This is a genomic window from Myxococcota bacterium (genome assembly GCA_039030075.1).
GTDB lineage: Bacteria > Myxococcota_A > UBA9160 > UBA9160 > SMWR01 > JAHEJV01.
Map to the genome: position 1 here is coordinate 54,820 of JBCCEW010000010.1, position 15,591 is coordinate 70,410.

Annotated in this window: 13 protein-coding genes; 6 read left to right on the forward strand and 7 right to left on the reverse strand. The window is 70.7% G+C overall.

All coding sequences use genetic code 11. From position 1 onward, the window contains the following. Window positions 1–42: 42 nt before the first annotated feature. Together AAF430_12515 and AAF430_12520 are read left to right on the forward strand one after the other, a co-directional pair. On the forward strand, window positions 43–774 hold the full coding sequence (locus AAF430_12515) for a recombinase family protein (protein MEM7411051.1): 732 nt from the start codon (window positions 43–45) through the stop codon (window positions 772–774). 19 nt (window positions 775–793) lie between these two features. Continuing rightward, a complete protein-coding gene (locus AAF430_12520; protein ID MEM7411052.1) occupies window positions 794–2,971 on the forward strand; it encodes a molybdopterin-dependent oxidoreductase in 2,178 nt (725 codons plus the stop codon). On the opposite strand, the gene era is transcribed toward AAF430_12520, so the two are convergent. The 7 genes from era to AAF430_12555 are packed head-to-tail and all read right to left on the reverse strand — an operon-like array spanning window position 2,968 to window position 9,823. Continuing rightward, window positions 2,968–3,834, reverse strand: coding sequence for a GTPase Era (era, locus tag AAF430_12525; protein MEM7411053.1), 867 nt, complete (start codon window positions 3,832–3,834; stop codon window positions 2,968–2,970). The genes AAF430_12520 and era overlap by 4 nt on opposite strands. Continuing rightward, complete coding sequence (rnc, locus tag AAF430_12530) at window positions 3,831–4,529, reverse strand: ribonuclease III (GenBank protein MEM7411054.1); 699 nt, start codon at window positions 4,527–4,529, stop codon at window positions 3,831–3,833. Before rnc ends, era begins: the two co-directional genes overlap by 4 nt. Further along, a complete protein-coding gene (gene mnmA / locus AAF430_12535; GenBank protein MEM7411055.1) occupies window positions 4,526–5,596 on the reverse strand; it encodes a tRNA 2-thiouridine(34) synthase MnmA in 1,071 nt (356 codons plus the stop codon). The genes rnc and mnmA overlap by 4 nt, the downstream gene beginning before the upstream one ends. Continuing rightward, complete coding sequence (locus AAF430_12540) at window positions 5,593–6,735, reverse strand: cysteine desulfurase family protein (protein MEM7411056.1); 1,143 nt, start codon at window positions 6,733–6,735, stop codon at window positions 5,593–5,595. The genes mnmA and AAF430_12540 overlap by 4 nt, the downstream gene beginning before the upstream one ends. A 12-nt stretch (window positions 6,736–6,747) precedes the next feature. After that, window positions 6,748–8,109 (reverse strand): YhjD/YihY/BrkB family envelope integrity protein, encoded by a 1,362-nt coding sequence (locus AAF430_12545; protein MEM7411057.1) that lies wholly within the window; start codon window positions 8,107–8,109, stop codon window positions 6,748–6,750. Next, a complete protein-coding gene (locus AAF430_12550; protein MEM7411058.1) occupies window positions 8,106–8,543 on the reverse strand; it encodes a helix-hairpin-helix domain-containing protein in 438 nt (145 codons plus the stop codon). Before AAF430_12550 ends, AAF430_12545 begins: the two co-directional genes overlap by 4 nt. Before the next feature lie 38 nt (window positions 8,544–8,581). Continuing rightward, window positions 8,582–9,823, reverse strand: coding sequence for an aspartate kinase (locus AAF430_12555; GenBank protein MEM7411059.1), 1,242 nt, complete (start codon window positions 9,821–9,823; stop codon window positions 8,582–8,584). A gap of 230 nt (window positions 9,824–10,053) precedes the next feature. Here AAF430_12555 and AAF430_12560 point away from each other — a divergent pair, with 230 nt between their 5' ends. The 4 genes from AAF430_12560 to AAF430_12575 all read left to right on the forward strand — a co-directional run bounded on the left by AAF430_12560 (window position 10,054) and on the right by AAF430_12575 (window position 15,591). Further along, complete coding sequence (locus AAF430_12560; GenBank protein ID MEM7411060.1) at window positions 10,054–11,169, forward strand: Glu/Leu/Phe/Val dehydrogenase dimerization domain-containing protein; 1,116 nt, start codon at window positions 10,054–10,056, stop codon at window positions 11,167–11,169. 86 nt (window positions 11,170–11,255) lie between these two features. Further along, a complete protein-coding gene (locus AAF430_12565; GenBank protein MEM7411061.1) occupies window positions 11,256–12,836 on the forward strand; it encodes a lipopolysaccharide biosynthesis protein in 1,581 nt (526 codons plus the stop codon). Next, a complete protein-coding gene (locus AAF430_12570) occupies window positions 12,833–14,509 on the forward strand; it encodes an NTP transferase domain-containing protein (GenBank protein ID MEM7411062.1) in 1,677 nt (558 codons plus the stop codon). Before AAF430_12565 ends, AAF430_12570 begins: the two co-directional genes overlap by 4 nt. Next, the gene (locus tag AAF430_12575) at window positions 14,506–15,591 is read left to right on the forward strand and encodes an N-acetylneuraminate synthase family protein (protein MEM7411063.1); all 1,086 of its coding nucleotides are present in this window, start codon (window positions 14,506–14,508) and stop codon (window positions 15,589–15,591) included. Before AAF430_12570 ends, AAF430_12575 begins: the two co-directional genes overlap by 4 nt.

The following is a 15,591-nucleotide window of genomic DNA, read 5'->3' on the forward strand; positions in this document are numbered from 1 at the left end:
CGCTGCGTTCGAACTCCAACCCTCGCGTTATCTTTCGAACGCATGAAGGCGGGCACGCGTGCGGTCACCTACTTCTCGCTGCCGGGTGGAGCCCGGAGCCGCAGCACGCGGCCCCGACTCGACGCGGCCACCCTGGTGACCCAGTCCTTCGCCCGCCGCCGTCGCTGGGTGGTGGTCGAGCCCTTCGTCGAACTCGGTTCGCGGCGGGGCCGCCCCGAGCTCGCTCGCGCCCTCGAGCGCTGTCGCGAGATGGAGGCGGTCCTGCTCGTGCCCTCCCTGGTGGCGGTGGGCGGCGATGCTCGTTTCCTCGACCCCCTGCTCCATGCCGGCGTCCGGCTGGCGAGTGCGGATCGCGGGCCGGTCGGCAACGCCACGCTGCGCCTGCTCCAGGACGTGGCCCACCAAGCCCAGCAAGAAGCCTCGGACCGCAGCCGGACCGCCCTCGACGCGGCTCGGCGGCGCGGGGTGACGCTCGGCTCACCGCGACCCGAGATCGGATCGCGGGCAGGCGTCGCCGCGCTGCGCGCCCAGGCCGACGCCCATGCCGAGGGCCTCACCCCGGTCCTGGTCGAGCTCCTGCTCTCGAACCCCGACGCCTCGCTCCGCGACCTCGCCGCCCTCCTCGACGCGCTCGACGTGCCGACGCCGCGTTCGGGTCGCTGGGGGCCGAGCGCGGTGCGCAACAGCCTGGCCCGCGCGGGCCTGACCGCCTTCCGCGAGGCGCTGCGGGCAAAGCCCGATCGGAAACGCCCTGGGCGGACGGGAGACGGGTAGGATGCGGCCAGGAGGCGCCGTGCCCGAGACCAAGATCAGCTTCTGTCGGATCTGCGAGGCCACCTGCGGCCTCGAGGTGGACGTCGAGGACAACCGGGTCGTCGCGATCCGACCGGACCCCGAACACGTGGTCAGCCGCGGTTACGCGTGCGTGAAGGGCACCCGCTTCGCGGCGGTGCAGCACAGCCCGGACCGCCTGTTGGCTCCCCAGCGACGCCAGGAGGACCGCTGGTCCGAGGTCGGCTGGGACGCGGCGCTCGGCGAGATCGGCGACCGGCTGAACCAGATTCGCAGCGCGCACGGGCCCCAGACGATCGGGCACTTCGTGGGATCGGCCGGGGGCGCCAATGTCCTGGCGCCGCTCTTCCGCGGCGCTTTCATGAACGGGATCGGCTCCCGGCGCCTCTACGGCACCGGCACCTGCGACACGATGAACAAGTTCCGGGTGAACGACGACATGTACGGCTCACCCATGCGGCTGGCGCATCCGGACGTCAACCGGGCCGAGTTCCTGATGATCCTGGGCGCGAACCCGGCCGTGTCGGGCAACACGCTCTATCACCTGCCGCGTGCCGCCGAACGCTTCCGCGACGTCGTCGCGCGGGGCGGCCGGGTCGTCTTCGTGAACCCGCGACGCATCGAGACGGCCCAGGCCGGTGAACACCTCTTCATCCGGCCCGACACCGACCTCTTCTTCCTCGCGGCCTTCTGCCATGAGCTGATCCGCACCGGCGGCGTCGCGCGCGAGCGCGTCGACCGCTTCATGAACGGCTTCGAGGGCGTCGCGTCGGCGGTATCGGCCTGGACCCCGGAGCGTCAGGCGGAGGTCACCGGGATCTCGGCCGAGACCCTGCGCGAGCTCGTCGCGGCCCACCGCGCAGCCGACGGCGCCGCGCTCTACATGGCGACCGGCGTCAACCAGGGGCGCAGCGGCACGCTCTGCTTCTGGATCCTCGAAGCCATCAACGCGATCTCGGGCAACCTCGACCGTCGCGGCGGCACGCTGATGGGCGAGGGGCTCTTCGACATGGCCAAGGAGGTCGCCGAGGCCGGCGATCTCACCACCCGCTACGACCGCGAGGACGGCTTCCCCACGGTCTCGGGCCAGCAGCCGTCGGGCATGCTCGCCGACGACATTCTGTCGGGGCGCGTGCGCGCGCTGATCGTCGAGGCCAGCAACCCACTGCTCGCGTGCAGCAATCCGAATGGGCGCCTCGAGGAAGCGCTGTCGCGGCTCGACCTGCTGGTGTCGATCGACCTGTTCCGGAACGAGACCGGTAACCTCGCCGACTTCGTCCTGCCCGCCCCGACCTGGCTGGAGCGGCCGGAGATTCCCTACGCGCTCCAGAGCTTCGCCGGCTGCACGCCCACGCCCTACATCATCTACAGCCCGGCGGCCCTCGAGCCGCCGCCGGGCGTGCGCCACGAATGGTGGATCTACACCCGGTTGGCCGACGTGATGGGCGTGAAGCTCTTCGACCACACGCTGGCGAGCGGGGCCGCGAAGCTGAACGCCCGGCTCGCGCACTCGTGGGCCTCACGCCTCGCCGTCCCGATGGAGAAGCTCTTCGACGGAATGCTCAAGAAGGCGAAGCTGCCGGGCGCGCGCCAGCTCGCGCGCGAGCACCCCCACGGTCTGCTGCTTCCCGAGAACGACGGCGACAACTTCCTCGGCAGCGAGCGCGTCCTCACCGAGAGCGGGAAGATCGAGCTCGCTCCCGAGCCCTTCGTGGCCGCCTTCGCGGAGCGCGCCGAGCCCCTCTACGCAGACGAACTCGCCCACCGGGACCGCCTGAAGCTGATCGGCAAGCGCGAGATCCGCCGCATGAACACCTCGTCGGCGAACTGCGAACGGCTGGTCCGCGACAAGACGAACTTCGCGTACCTCAGCGAGCGCGATGCCGAACGCCTCGGAATCTCAGAGGGCGAGCTCGTCGAGGTCGCGTCCGCGTTCGGGAAGGTGCAGATCCCGGTCCGGGTCACCGACGAGATGATGCCCGGCACCCTGGCGATCCCTCAGTGCTGGGGGCACGAGAAAGCCGATGGCCTGCGTCACGCCCAGACGCACCCCGGGGTCAACTCGAACCACCTGGCCGGCGACGGTCCCGAGAACATCGAAGCGCTGTCGAGCATGTCCCACCTCTCGGGGATCCTGGTCGACGTACGACGCTGCGAGCCCGACCGCGCCCAGGCCTAGACGTAGCCGAGCGACTCGATCCGGGCGGGCTTCTTCGTCCAGTTGGGCTCGATCTTTACCCACAGCTCGAGGTGCACCCGGGTGTCCAGGAGCTTCTCGATCTCGTGCCGTGCGCGCGTCCCGATCCGCTTGATGCGCCGCCCTTCCCGTCCGATCACGATCGGCTTCTGGCTCTTCCGCTCGACGATCAGGTTCGCACGGATCTTCACGAGCTCGGGGCGCGACTCGTCGAACTGCTCGATCTCGACCGCCAGGACATAGGGAAGCTCCTGCTCCAGGCTGTCGAAGGCCGCTTCGCGCACCAACTCGGCCACCAGAAAACGCAGGGGCCGGTCGCTGAGATCGTCTTCCGGGTAGAGCGGCGGCGACTCGGGCAGGAGCGCTGCCGCCGCGTCGACCAACGCGTCGACCCCTTCCCGGCGCCGCGCGGCGACCCGGAACGCGCGCTCGACTCCCGGAGGCGGCCATTCGACGTCCTCCTTCGCGAGATCGTCCTTCGTGCCGACGACCAGCACGGGCTTGCCCTTCGACTCGAGATCGGCGAGCAGCGCGGTGTGATCGGCCCCCCAGCGTCCCGTCAGGTCGACCAGCAGGAGCGCCACGTCGCAGTCGTCGCCGGCCTCGAGCGCCTGACCGATGAGCGCTCCGTTCAGCACCCGCTCGCTCTCGTGGAGACCCGGCGTATCCACGAAGAGCAGCTGGGCGTCGGGGCGGGTGTGGATGCCGAGAATGCGACTGCGTGTGGTCTGGGGCTTCGCCGTCACGATCGCGAGCTTCTCGCCGAGGATCGCGTTCAAGAGGGTCGACTTCCCCGCGTTCGGCCGGCCGAGGATCGCCACGACGCCTGCGCGATACGCGCTCATGCCGAGTCCGCCCGCGCCAGTGCGTCCTCGGCGGCCGCGCGCTCGGCGAGCCGTTTGCTGCGCGCCGTGCCCTCACCCCAGGCCTCGCCCGACACCCGCACCTCCACGGTGAAGCGTTCTTCGTCGGCGTCGACGCCCGAGTCGGTGACGGTGTGATAGCTCGGCGTTTCGCGGAAGCGCGCGTGCGCCCACTCTTGGAAGGCGGTCTTCGCGTCGCGGGCGCCCGCACCGCGCCCGTCCGCTTCGGCGTCGAGCCAACCGCGGACCAACCGCTCGACCGGCGCGAGTCCCCCATCGAGGTAGAGCGCTCCCACGACGGCCTCGAGGGTATTCGCGAGGATGCTGTCCTTCTCGGCGCCGCCCGAGAGGAGCTCGGTGCGTCCCAACCGCACGAGCTCGGGCAAGCCGATCTCGCGCGCGCGATCGGCGAGGCTCTCGCGCCGGACCCAGGCCGCGCGCGCCCGGGTCAGGCGGCCTTCGGGCCAATCCGGATGGGCGTGGTAGAGGGCTTCGCCCACCACCAGGTCGAGCACCGCATCGCCGAGGAACTCGAGCCGCTCGTTGCCGCGATCGCCCGCCGCGGCTTCGTGCGAGTACGAGGGGTGGGAGAGCGCCCGCTCCGCGCGGGGTGCGTCGACGAACCTGTGCCCGAGGGCCCGGCCCAGCCGGTCGACCGTGGAGTCACCGTCACTCACGCCGGCGGCGTCGCGGCGATCCAGCCGCCTCCCAGGACCACGTCGCCCTGGTAGAAGACCGCGGCCTGTCCGGGCGTGATGGCGCGCACCGGGGCGTCGAAGCGCACCCGCGCCACATCGCCGTCGGGTTCGAGCGTCGCATCGGCCCCTTCGTGGCGGTAGCGGACACGCACGCGCGCCCGGGTTCCCGCCGGCGGGGCCGCGCCCGCGATCCAGTGGACGAACTCGACGCGGGCCTCTTCGACATCGAGGGCAGCGGCGCTGCCCACCACGACCCGGTTGCGTCCGGCATCGATGCGGGTGACGTAGCGCTTCTCGCCGCCACCCAGTCCCAGCCCCTTGCGCTGACCCACCGTGAAGTGGTGGATGCCGGGGTGATGACCGAGCACCGTCCCCGCTTCGTCCACGATCTCACCCTCCCCCGGGAGCGCGTCGGGGCGGATCTTTTCGACCACGGCCGCGTAGTCGCCGTCGGGGACGAAGCAGATCTCCTGACTCTCGGGCTTCTCCGCCGTGCCGAGCCCGAGCTCTCGGGCGCGCGCGCGCACATCGTCCTTCGTCATCTCGCCCAGCGGAAACTCGACGGCTTCGAGCTGCTCCTGGGTCAGACCGAAGAGGAAGTAGCTCTGGTCCTTCGGCAGATACACCGCAGTCCGCAGACGCCGCAGCCCGGTCTCGGGGTCGCGATCGACCCGGGCGTAGTGGCCCGAGGCCACCCGCTCGGCGCCGAACACCTTCGCGCGCTCCAGCAGATAGTCGAACTTGAACTGCTGGTTGCAGGCGACGCAGGGGATCGGCGTGCGGCCGGCGAGGTAGGCGTCCGCGAAGGCCTGGATCACCTCCCGCTGGAAGCGCTCCTTGTAGTTCGCCACGTAGAAACGCATGCCGAGCCGATCGGCGACGCGCCGGGCGTCGTCGGCGTCCTCGAGCGAGCAGCAGCGCGACTGGGCTCCCGCCAGGTGCATGGTGACCCCGATGGCTTCGTCACCGCGCCCGACGATGCAGGCGGCCGCCACCGAGGAATCGACGCCACCCGACATGGCGACCACGACCCGCTCGCCGCTCATGCGGCCTCCCGCGCGCGTCGCACGAGGTCCGGCAGCAGCGCCACCACGCGGTCGATCTGGGCCTCGTCGACCCCCTCGCCCACGCTGAGCCGCAGGGTGGCACGCGCCTGGTCGGGGGTGAGGCCCATCGCCGACAGCACATGGGACGGCTCGATCGAGCCCGACGCGCAGGCGGCGCCGGCCGACGCCGCAACACCCTCGAGATCGAGGGCCTGCAGCAAGAGCTCGCCCGCGGCGCCATCGAAGCGGAGGTTCAGGGTATTCGCGAGCACGTGGTCCGCGTCTCCGTGACGCGTCACGTCCGGGACCTTCTCGCGGATGCCGTCCCAGAGCCGATCGCGGAGCTGGGCGTAGCGCGCCACGCGTGCGTCGAGCTCGGCTTCGGCCAGCGCGCAGGCCAGGCCCAAGCCGACGATCCCGGCCAGGTTCTCGGTGCCCCCGCGGCGCCGCCGCTCCTGGGGGCCGCCGCGCACGAAGGCGCGGTCGGGCAAATCGCCGCGCACCACCAGCGCGCCCACGCCCTTGGGCCCGCCGAACTTGTGGGCGGACAGCGAAAGCGCGTCGATCGGAAGGGTTCCCAGCGGCACCGGATGTTTCCCGACGGCCTGGGTCGCGTCGGTGTGGAACCAGACGCCGCGCTCCCGCGCCAGCGTCGCGAGCGCTTCCACCGGCTGCAGCACGCCGGTCTCGTTGTTCGCCCAGATGACCGAGAGCAGGGCCGTGTCCGCTTCGAGGGCCGCGCCCACCGACTCGACCGCGACGCGTCCACCTGCGTCGACCGGTACCTGGGTCACCGGGAATCCCTGCTCGCCCCAGGCCTCGAGGGAGGCGTCGACCGAGGGATGCTCGACGGTCGTCGTGACGATGCGCGTGCGCTCGGGCCCACGCGCCGCGGCGAGGGTCCGCACCACCGTGTTGTTCGCCTCAGTGGCGCTGCCCGTGAAGATCACATCGCCAGGCGCGACACCGAGCAGGCTGGCCACCCGGTCGCGCGCGAGATCGAGCTCGCGACGAGCCGCGGCGCCTTCGGCGTGCACGCTCGAGGGATTGCCGTGGACCTCCCGGAGCACCTTCGACATCGCCTCGGCCACTTCGGGCCGGACTGGCGTGGTCGCATTGTGATCCAGGTAGATCCGCATTTCGCGGCGACCCTACCCGGGGGCCTCCGACTGGTCAACGTCGCCGCTCCGCTGGCGCAACTCGACCAGCAGATCGGCCAGGCTGCGATCGCCGGCGGCCTTGAAGGCAGCCGACTCGAGCTCGCCGAGGAGCCCCTGGACGAGCTCGGCACCCGCCCGCTCGCCGCGCGGCGCTTCCCGGCGCCCGCGCAGGGCATTGAGCACGTCGGTCACGGCGATCGTGTCCCCGGGCCGTCCGAGCTGGAGTGCGTCGTCGCGCTCGCCGTCGCTCCGCGTCGAGAGGATTCCGGACTCGATCAGGGTCGTGGTCACCGCCCGCACCGTACGCACCGGGACACGGAGCTCCTCGGCCAGAGCCTCCGCAGTCGGCGGCTCGTCCCGCGATCGAAAACAGCGGGCCACCTCGAGGGCGATCCGCAGCGCGATCGCCTCACGCTCGGCCGGGCCGGCCGGATCCCCGCGTACCTCTTTCCGGTAGAGCTCGAAGTTCTGGTGCGCGAAGGCGATCTGGGCCCCGAAGAGCACGACGGCCCAGAAGACGTACATCCAGGCGAAGAGCAGCGGGATCAGCGCGAAGCCGCCGAAGAACATCTCCGCCCGCGCCAGCCCGACGCTGAACTCGATGTAGATCGCCTGCACGATCGTGACGGCGATGCCCGCCACCACCCCGCCGATGGCGGCCGAGACTTGATTCACGCGTGTGTTCGGCAGGAACCAGTAGAGGAAGGTGAAGGTGATCGAGAGCAGGAAGACGGGCACCAGGGCCCCGCCGAGATCGTCGAGCCAGCGGAGCGCCGGGACCTCGAAGAGCCAGGTAGACGCCCACCTCGTGCGCAAGGTCGTCGCGAGGGAGAGCGCCACACCGGTGAGCACCGGCGCGACGATCAGCACGGCCAGGTAGTCGGAGAAGCGGCGCAGCCAGCTGCGCCCTGCGGCGACGCCCCAGATGTCGTTCAGCGTGCTCTCGATGCTGCTGATCGCGAGCACCGTGGTCAGGAAGAGCACGCCGGCACCGAGGGTCCCGATGCTCGCGAAGTCGACCCCCTCGATGACGCCGCGGATCTGTGCGGCCGCGCCCGGCGCCCCGGCGGCGAGGGTGCCCACCACCCAGTCGACGAAGGTCCCGCTGCCCACGCCGACCGCGCTGGCGATCGCGACGGCCACCGCCAGCAGCGGCACCACCGAGAGCACCGTGAAGTAGGTGAGCGCGCTGGCGCGCAGGAGCAGCTGGTCGCGGACGAAGCCCTCGCCGAGCATGATCGAGAACTGCAGAAAGCGCAGTGCCGAGAGCCGGGAGCGCTCCTCGGGCTCGATCTCCCAGAGCTTGTGGGAGAGGAAGTCGCGGATTCGCGCGGGCCAGTCGAGCCACTTCACGGCGCTGTCGCCTCCCCGCCCCCTGGTTTCGGCCGTCGCACGCCAGCGCTGGAGCCGCCGTCGGGTTCCGGAAACGCCAGCCAGTCTGCCATGCGTTCGAGCGTCACGGGCCCGATGCCAGGAACCCGCGCGAGGTCCGCCAGCCGCTCGTACGGTCCGGTGGCCCGCCCCGCCACGATGGCGGCCGCCCGCGCCGGACCGATGCCCGGAAGCGCCTCGAGTGCCCCTGCCGTGGCCTGATTGGGATCCAGCCCCTGGCCGAAGAGCGCGCGCGCGGGGCCACGCAGCGGTGGACCCGCCGGGTCGCCGCAGCCCACCGCGGTGCTCCCGTCGGGGTTGCCCGCCTGCTCGAAGGGCGCGGCGCAGGGGTCCAGGGGCGTGACGCCCTCGGGTCCCTGGCTGACGTGTACGAGGGCCCAGGCCGAGAGCGCCAACCACCAGGCGCCCCGCGCGGCGTGGGACGAGGGACGCCTCAGGACTCGGCCACCGGCTCGGCGGCGCCGGCTTCCACGAAGGCCGCGTGCAGCGCGCGCACCGCCAGCTCGGTGTATTTCTCTTCGACCACCACCGACACCTTGATCTCGCTGGTGGAGATGAGCTGGATGTTGATGGCTTCGTCGGCGAGCACCTGGAACATCTTGCTCGCGACGCCCGCGTGATCCTTCATGCCCAGGCCCACCACCGAGATCTTGGCGATCTCCGGATCGCCGTCGACGGCCACCGCACCCAGTTCGCTGCAGGTGCGCGTCGTGACTTCGAGCGAATGGGTGTAGGCGTCCCGGGGCACGGTGAAGGTGAGGTCCGTCGCGCCATCCTGCGAGAGGTTCTGAATGATCATGTCGACCACCACCCCATCGCCCGAGAGCGGCGAAAACACCTTCGCGGCGATTCCCGGTACGTCCTTCACGCCGCGCACGCGGATCTTCGCCTCGTTGCGGTTGTAGGTGACGCCGGAGACGACCAGCTGCTCCATCACTTCCTCCTCCGGGACCACCCACGTGCCCGTCGTGCGCTCGAAGGACGACCGCACGTGGAGCGGAACGCCGTAGCGCATCGCGAACCGGACGGAGCGGATCTGCAAGACCTTCGCTCCCAGGCTCGCCATTTCGATCATCTCGTCGTAGCTCACGCGCTCGAGCTTGCGCGCGGCGGGCACGATCCGCGGGTCGGTCGTGTAGACCCCTTCGACATCGGTGTAGATCTCACAGACGTCGGCCTCGAGGGCGGCGGCCACGGCGACGGCCGTGGTATCCGATCCGCCGCGTCCGAGCGTCGTGATGTTCGCGTCGTCGTCGATTCCCTGGAAGCCGGCGAGCACCGCGACTTCGCCGCGGGCGAAGGTCTCGCGAAGGACGGCGGTATCGACCGATTCGATCCGGGCGCGGGTGTGGGCGCCATCGGTGCGCATGCCCATCTGCCAGCCGGTGAACGAGCGTGCCGGCTGGCCGAGCTGCTCGAGGGCCATCGAGAGCAGCGCGATCGTGACCTGCTCCCCCGTCGAGACGAGCACGTCGTACTCGCGCGGGCTGGGCACCTCGCCGCCGAGCTCGCGGGCTAGCGCCACCAGGTGGTCGGTCTGGCCGCTCATCGCCGACACGACGACGGCGACCTGATTGCCTTCCTTGACGGTCTCGGCCACACGCGTCGCGACGTTTCGGATGCGCTCCGCATCGCCCACACTCGTGCCGCCGTACTTCTGGACCACCAGAGCCACGTCGTGACTCCTCCTCTGCGAGACCATCTGAAGGGGGAATTTCGAGCAGAATCCCGGACCGGAGGCCTGGGCACCCGAGCGGCGTAGCTTCGCACGAGACGGGTCGCGCCGCGAGCGGCGCCCGAGGCCGCAGGAGCCGCCACGCGGTCAAGTCGCCCCCACCGGCGATCCGACAAGGAAGGCCCAGCTCGGAGGCCCCTGCGACCTTCGGCAGCCGCCCGAGAGGCCCGATGCCCGACCGCGCCACACCCCATCGCTTCCCCGATTCGGGATCCACCGCGGGCGCGACCGGGTTGTTCGAGCACCCGGAATTCGACGGCCACGAGCAGGTCGTCTTCTGCCACGACCCCGAGGCCGACCTGCGGGCGGTGATTGCGATCCACAGCACCCGCCTCGGGCCCGCCGCCGGTGGCTGCCGGATGTACGACTACGCGTCCGTCGAGGACGCGGTGCACGACGTATTGCGCCTGTCCCACGGCATGACCTTGAAGAGTGCGGTCGCGGGACTGCCTCTCGGAGGGGGCAAGGGCGTGATCCTTGCCGACCCGCGCGCGCCCGGGAAGGCCGAACGGCTGCGCGCCTTCGGGCGACACGTGCAGCGCCTGGCCGGGCAGTACTGGACGGCGATGGATGTGGGCGTCGGGCCGGCGGACGTCGAAGGCATGGTCGACGTGTGCGACTACGTCTTTACCTGCACCTCCCACTATCCCGACGGCTTCGATCCGTCCCAGTTCACCTCGCTGGGCGGCTTCACCGGGATCCGCGCGGTCGCCGCGCACGCCTTCGGAAAGGATGACCTCGAAGGCCTGCGGGTCGCCGTGCAGGGGGTCGGCAGCACGGGCCGCGATCTGTGTCGCCAGCTCCATGCCGCCGGCACCCGTCTCGTCGTCGCGGACGTCGACCCCGCGGCCACGGCGTACGCAGTCGACCACTTCGACGCGATCCCCGCCGAGCCCGACGCGATCTACGACCAGGACGTCGACATCTTCGCGCCGTGTGCACTCGGCGGCGTCATCAACGACGCCACCCTGCCCCGCCTCCGCGCGCGGGCCGTCTGCGGTCTCGCGAACAACCAGCTCGCCGAGCCCCGACACGGCGAAGAGTTGCGCCGTCGCGGCATCCTCTACGCCCCGGACTTCGTGGTCAACGCAGGGGGCATGATCGGAGCGTCGCGCATCATCTATGCGGAGATGGACCGCGAGCGGTCCTTCCAACAGATCCACGGGATCGCCGACACCCTGCGCGAGATCTTCGAGCGCGCCGACCGGAGCGAACGTGCCCCCGAGACGGTCGCCCTGGACGTGGCGCAGGAGGCCCTGGAGCGCGCCTCAGAGACCGGCAACTAGGCCCACCAGCCATTCAACTCCGGCCGGGATTCGGCCGATTCAAGGGCTGGAACGGCGCTCGGAGCGCCGAGGGGTCCAGCGAAGCGATGCACGAGCGAGATCGGGAGTCCCAGGCAGGGGCCACCGGGACGGTCCCGTCCGTCCCGAGCGCAACCGTGCAGTCGGACGCGATCGACCCGTTCTCGCCCCGCTCCGACCTCCACTTCCGCCAGACGTCGGTCCGAGGCGGCTCTCACACCATGCTCGCCCAAGGGGTGAAGTACGGCGTGGACGTCGTCGCGATCATGGTTTTCGCGCGGCTGCTCCAGCCCGAGGATTTCGGCCTGATCGCCATGGTCACGGCCGTGGTGGGCTTCCTCGCGATCTTCAAGGACGCGGGCCTCACCTTCGCCACCGTGCAGCGCGAAGAGATCCACGAGGCCCAGGTCAGCGGCCTTTTCTGGATCAACGTGAGCGTCGGTGTGTTGCTCGCGGGCGGCGCCGCAGCCGTGAGCCCCAGGGTCGCGGGGTTCTTCGGCGACCCGCGGCTGGTGGGGCTCACCTGGGCGTTGGCCGGATCCCTGGCCCTCGCCGGGCTCGAGGCCCAGCACGCGGCCCTCCTCCGGCGCCAGATGCGCTTCGGTACGGTCGCGACGATCCAGACGGTGTCTCAGCTGGTCGGTACGGCCGCCGGGCTCGGCGCCGCCTTCGCCGGTCTGGGCGTCTGGTCCCTGGTGGTGCGCACGCTCGCGACCGCGGCCCTCTCCTGGATCGCCACCTGGATCGCGTTGCCCTGGCGACCGCTCGCGCCGTGGCACGCGCGAGACGTCGGCCCCCTTCTCCGGTTCGGCGGTTGGGTCAGTGCCTTCGGTGCCTTCAACCACGTCGGGCGCAACCTGGACAACGTCCTGATCGGCCGGTTCTTCGGCGGCGCCGCACTCGGGCTCTACACGAAGGCCTACGCGTTGTTGCTCCTACCCGTCCAGATGATCAACACGCCGGTGAGCGCCGTCGCGATCCCCGCGCTTTCCCGACTGCGCGCGAATCCGGAGCACGCCCTCCGCTACTACTACCGCGCGCTCGCGATGGTCGCGTCGCTTGCGATGCCGGTCGTCACTTTTCTGGCGGCCGTGTCCGACAGTTTCGTGTTGACGCTGCTCGGCCCCCAATGGAGCGACGCCGCCGGACTCTTCCGCATCCTCGCGATCCCGGCGTTCATCGGCACCCTCAACGTCGCGACCGGCTGGGTGTTCTTGTCCGAGGGCCGGGTCCGCCAACAGTTCGTGGCGGGCGTGGCCAACACGCTCGTCGGCAGCGCCGCGATCGTGATCGGTCTCCAGTGGGGCGTCGTCGGCGTCGCCTGGGCCCTCGCGATCAGCGCTCTGATCCGCCGTCCGCCCACCATCTGGTACTGCTACCGCGGGACGCCGTACCGCGTGTCGGGTCTCCTCACCGCCGTGTGGCGACCCGCCTGCGCCGCGGGAGTTTCAGGCGCGCTGGCCGCGATCGCGCATGCACTCCTGGCTGCCGAACTGCCCGCCCCGGTCGTGCTCGTCATCGCGGGACCACTGTTCGCGCTCAGCTATCTCGCCGCGCTCTACACGCTGCCCGGTGGGCGCGCCTGGGTGGGGGACTGGCTCGGCAACTTGCGCTGGTTGCGTTCCTCACCCGCACAGGTGGCCGCATGAGCGGAGCGACGGTCGCGATCGTGCCGGTTCGGGGTGGCTCCGTGGGAATCCCCCGCAAGAACGCCCGCCTCCTGTGTGGGAAGCCTCTGCTTGCCTACTGCCTCGAGGCAGCGCGCGCCGCGCGATCGATCGACGCCCTCTACGTCTCCACGGACGACCCCGAGCTCGCCGAGATCGCCCGGCGCTTCGGAGCCGAGGTGCTGGAACGACCCGCCGCGCTGGCGGGCCCGGACTCCACTCTCGACGAGGTGATCGTGGATGCAGTGCCGCGCATCGAAGCGTCCGGCACGCCGGTCGGCCATGTCGTCACGCTGCAGGCGACCTCCCCTCTGCTGCGCCCCGCCACGATCGACCGCGCGGTCGCGGCGTGTCGCGAGCAGGCCCTCGACACCGTGCTCAGCGTGGTCGATGCCCGGCACCTCCACTGGACCCAGACCCAGAACGGCGACTTCTCTCCCCTCTACGCGGCGCGGGTCAACCGACAGCAGCTCCCGGCTCAGTTCCGCGAGACCGGTGGTGTCGTCGTGTGCCGCCGCGAGATCCTCGACACCGGCAGCCGCTTCGGCACGCGCGTCTCGGCAGTCGAGCTGGGCGCCACCGAGTCCCTCGACATCGACGATCGCTTCGACTGGTGGCTGGCCGAGAAGTCCCTACAGCGTCGTCGGATCGCCTTCCGGGTGGTCGGCAACCGCGAGACGGGGCTCGGCCACGCCTACCGCGCCCTCACCCTCGCCGATCGCCTGATCGATCACGAGCTCCACTTCTTCGTGCGACCCGACCACGGTCTGGCCGCCCAGCGGATCGAGACGCGGCGGCACCCCGTCCACGTCGTCGGTCAGTCGGAAGAACTCGAGGCGCTGCGCGCCTGCGCGCCCGATCTGATCGTGAACGACGTCCTCGACACCACCAAGCGCGAGATGGAAGCGTTCCGCAGCCTCGGGGCGGCGGTGGTGAACTTCGAGGACCTCGGGCCGGGCGCGGCGTTGGCCGACGCCGTGGTGAACGCCCTGTACGACGTCCCCGGCGGCGGTTTCGATGGGAACGTCCATCAAGGCGTCTCCCACTGCGTGCTGCGCGACGAGTTCTACAGCGTCGAACCGATCGCCGTGCGCGAAGACGTCCGCGAAGTGCTGGTGCTCTTCGGCGGCACCGATCCGAACGACCTGACGGCGCGCTGCCTGCCGTGGATCGACGCCCTCCCCGGCGACTGGCGCCTCACCGTGGTCTCTGGTTTCGGTTATCCGCGACCGGAAGCGCTCCGGGCCATCGCGGCAGACCTGCGCCACGACACGGAAGTCGTGGTCGATACGCCGATCGTGAGCCGCTACATGGCGCGTGCCGACATCGCGATCACCAGCGCGGGCCGCACGGTCTTCGAACTCGCGAGTCTCGGCGTGCCGATGCTCGTGATCCCGCAGAATGCCCGCGAGTGCCAGCATCGCTTCGCGCTCGAGTCGCCCGGCGTCGTCTCGCTGCCCCCGGCGCACGACCTCGACCCGCTGGAATTCAGCGGTGCGCTCCACGAGCTCCTCTCCGACCACGCCCTGCGGCAGCAGCTCCACACGGCGCTGCTCGCAGCCGACATCCGCGGGGGCATCGATCGCACCCTCGACGTACTCGAAGGCGCGCTGCGCGTCGCTCCCAAGCCCCGCGAAAGGCAGGAACCCGTATGAAGCTCGCGCAGATCGGCCCGGTCGCGCTCACGCCCGAGCGCCCCTTCGTGATCGCCGAAGCCGGCGTCAACCACGAGGGATCGCTGGCACGGGCGATCGAGATGGTCGACGCCGCCGCCGACGCCGGTGCCGACATGATCAAGTTCCAGAGCTATAAGGCCGGCCGCCTCGCCAGCGTCCACAGTCCGGCCTATTGGGACCGGACCGCAGAGCCCGCCGAGAGCCAGTACGCCCTGTTCCAGCGCTACGACGCGCTCGACGTCGTTGACTACGAGAAGCTCGCCGAACGCTGCGAAGCGCGCGGGATCCTGTTCAGCACGACCCCCTTCGACCTCGACTTCCTCGATGCCCTCGACCCGCTGCTCGTGTGCCACAAGGTGGCGTCGGCGGACATCACCAACCGGCCGCTCCTCGAACGGGTCGGCGCGAAGGGGAAGCCCGTGCTGCTCTCGACCGGCGCATCGACCCTCGGCGAGGCGGAAGCCGCCCTGGGTTGGCTGGAAGCGGCCGGAGCCCCCGCGGTCGCGCTGCTCCACTGCGTCCTGCAGTACCCGACCGAACCGGCGAACGCGTCGCTCGGCGCGATCCGTCACCTCGCCCAGGTGTTCCCCGACTGCACGATCGGCTGGTCCGATCACGTTCCGCCCGAAGACGCCTGCCTCGCGCTGTACCTCGCCTGGCTCGAGGGCGCTCAGATCCTCGAGAAGCACTTCACGTTGGACAAGTCGCTCCCAGGCAACGATCACTACCACGCGATGGATCCCGACGATCTCCGCGCCTTTCGCACGCGCTGTGAGCGCACGGCGCTCTTGCGTGGCGAAGCACGGAAGCGCGTGCTGCCGTGCGAGGAACCGGCCCGCGTCCAGGCGCGCCGCAGCCTGGTGCTGAACGAGGCACTCACCGCCGGGGACGTACTCCGGGAGCGCCAGCTCGTGCCGAAGCGTCCCGGCCACGGCATCTCTCCCGCGGATCTCGATCGCGTGGTGGGGCGACGCCTGGCCGTCGACAGACCTGCCGACCACGTCCTGTCGTGGGACGACCTGATGCCGCCCGCCACTCCATCGGATCTGGAGGAAGACTGA

Coding starts and splice junctions, on each gene's coding strand:
- AAF430_12565 (MEM7411061.1), top strand. CDS start 11,256: ATGCACGAGCGAGATCGGGAGTCCCAGGCAGGGGCCACCGGGACGGTC.
- AAF430_12570 (MEM7411062.1), top strand. CDS start 12,833: ATGAGCGGAGCGACGGTCGCGATCGTGCCGGTTCGGGGTGGCTCCGTG.
- AAF430_12560 (MEM7411060.1), top strand. CDS start 10,054: ATGCCCGACCGCGCCACACCCCATCGCTTCCCCGATTCGGGATCCACC.
- AAF430_12575 (MEM7411063.1), top strand. CDS start 14,506: ATGAAGCTCGCGCAGATCGGCCCGGTCGCGCTCACGCCCGAGCGCCCC.
- era (MEM7411053.1), bottom strand. CDS start 3,834: ATGAGCGCGTATCGCGCAGGCGTCGTGGCGATCCTCGGCCGGCCGAAC.
- mnmA (MEM7411055.1), bottom strand. CDS start 5,596: ATGAGCGGCGAGCGGGTCGTGGTCGCCATGTCGGGTGGCGTCGATTCC.
- AAF430_12515 (MEM7411051.1), top strand. CDS start 43: ATGAAGGCGGGCACGCGTGCGGTCACCTACTTCTCGCTGCCGGGTGGA.
- AAF430_12540 (MEM7411056.1), bottom strand. CDS start 6,735: ATGCGGATCTACCTGGATCACAATGCGACCACGCCAGTCCGGCCCGAA.